Source organism: Mesorhizobium sp. M1A.F.Ca.IN.020.03.2.1, from assembly GCF_004023205.1.
GTDB lineage: Bacteria > Pseudomonadota > Alphaproteobacteria > Rhizobiales > Rhizobiaceae > Mesorhizobium.
On the sequence record NZ_RZSV01000442.1, the window covers coordinates 1 to 1,771 of the forward strand.

The following is a 1,771-nucleotide window of genomic DNA, read 5'->3' on the forward strand; positions in this document are numbered from 1 at the left end:
GGTCCAGAACGGATCGCCCTGCATCTCGGCCGCGATCGCCCCGCAAAAACATGCCCCCGTTTCGATCCTGCCTTCCATCCCATCGCTCCTGATCGTGCTGAATTCCGTCGGCCGCGCTGTGCGCCGGTGGCGTGCTCAGTGGGAACATCAAAACCGGCAGCGAGTTCCTTCGGGCGGGCAACGCGCGGAGCGGCCCCAGCGGGCGGGCTTGCGCCGGAAGCAACGATCGGTCAAACCATAGGCCAGGTTCCTTGAAGAGGTTTGCCGCGCAAATGGCAAAAAGACGCTCCGGCTCTCGGCTGTTTTCAATTTCGGCCGCAAGAAACCGTCTTTCGGCGGGGCATCACTAGTCATGCGCTGTTGCCGGCACGAGAATCTGCAACGCGCGGAGGAGACCAAGGTCGGTTCGCATGTCGTTCGTGACGGCTGGACCGAGGGGGTATGCGGAGCGCTCGATCCGGCCTGTTGGCCGGCCATCAGGCGGGCGTCCGTCGTTCAGATCACGTAGCTTACTCAGCGCTCAAACCGAAACGGACGTGCCCGCCGAAGCGACTTCTCCTTCGTACGGACATGACCGATGCCTGACAAACTGAATTCCTCATTTCCCAGCGCCGATCCGCAAAGCTGGCTGACCACGCATGGAATAAGCGAGGTCGAGTGCCTCGTGCCCGATGTCAACGGTGTGCTGCGCGGCAAGGCCTTGCCGGCGGCCAAGTTCCTGAAGTCGCTCGAGGACCTTGCGCTCTACCTGCCGAGCAGCGCTTTCCTGGTCGCGATCGACGGCCGCTATTCCGGCTCCATCGATGAAGGGTTCGCGTATCAGGACCCCGACATGCGCATGGTGCCCGACCTGTCGACGCTCAGCCTTGCGCCCGGCGGCAGGGTCGGCAAGGCCTATGTCTTTGCCGATACGTTTCACATGGACGGACGGCCGTCGATGGCTTCGCCGCGCCATGTGCTGAGGGCCGTGCTCGATCTTTACCGCCGGCGTGGCTGGCACGCCGTGACGGCGCCGGAGCTCGAATTCTACCTCACGGCGCCAAATCCCGATCCGGATCGGCCGCTGACCGCGCCGGTCGGGCGCAATGGACGGCCGGAAAGCGTGCAGCATCCCTATGACATGCAGGCGCTGGAGGAGTTCGAAGCGGTGACGCGTCGCCTCTATGAGCACGCCGCGGCGGCCGGCCTGCCGCTCGACACGCTGATCCATGAATCCGGCACGGCGCAGCTCGAGATCAACTTCCTCCATGGCGACCCGCTGGCGCTGGCCGACAAGGTGCTGTTGTTCAAGCGTATGGCCAGGCAGGCGGCGCAAGCGAGCGGTATGCACGCCACCTTCATGGCGAAGCCGATCGCGGCGCAGGCCGGCAGCTCGATGCATCTTCACATGTCCATCATCGACGAAGGCGGCGAGCCCCTGTTTGCCGGCAAAGACGGCGAGGACACAGAAATGTTCGCGCACTTCATCGGGGGCCTGCAGAAATACGTGCCTGAAATCATGCCGCTGTTTGCACCGAACGTGAACTCGTATCGCCGCATCCGGCCGGGCCACAGCGCGCCGGCCAATATCGAGTGGTCGCATGACAACCGCTCCTGCGGCTTGCGGGTGCCAATGGGCGGGCGCGCCGCGCGGCGGGTGGAGAACCGACTGCCCGGGGCCGACGCCAATCCCTACCTCGCCATGGCCGGCTCGCTCATCGCCGGATATCTCGGCGTCGAGGAGAAGCTGGCCCGCTCGCCGGAGGCCTTTGGCAACGCCTATCGCAGCCAG

At 64.8% G+C, this 1,771-nt stretch carries 2 protein-coding genes; both read left to right on the forward strand.

Annotation, left to right across the window (positions count from 1 at the left end):
* A partial coding sequence (locus EOA79_RS33295; RefSeq protein WP_206639298.1) for a hypothetical protein occupies window positions 1-241 on the forward strand: 241 nt, incomplete at its 5' end.
* Window positions 242-577: 336 nt separating this feature from the next.
* A partial coding sequence (locus tag EOA79_RS31835) for a glutamine synthetase family protein (protein WP_164894061.1) occupies window positions 578-1,771 on the forward strand: 1,194 nt, incomplete at its 3' end.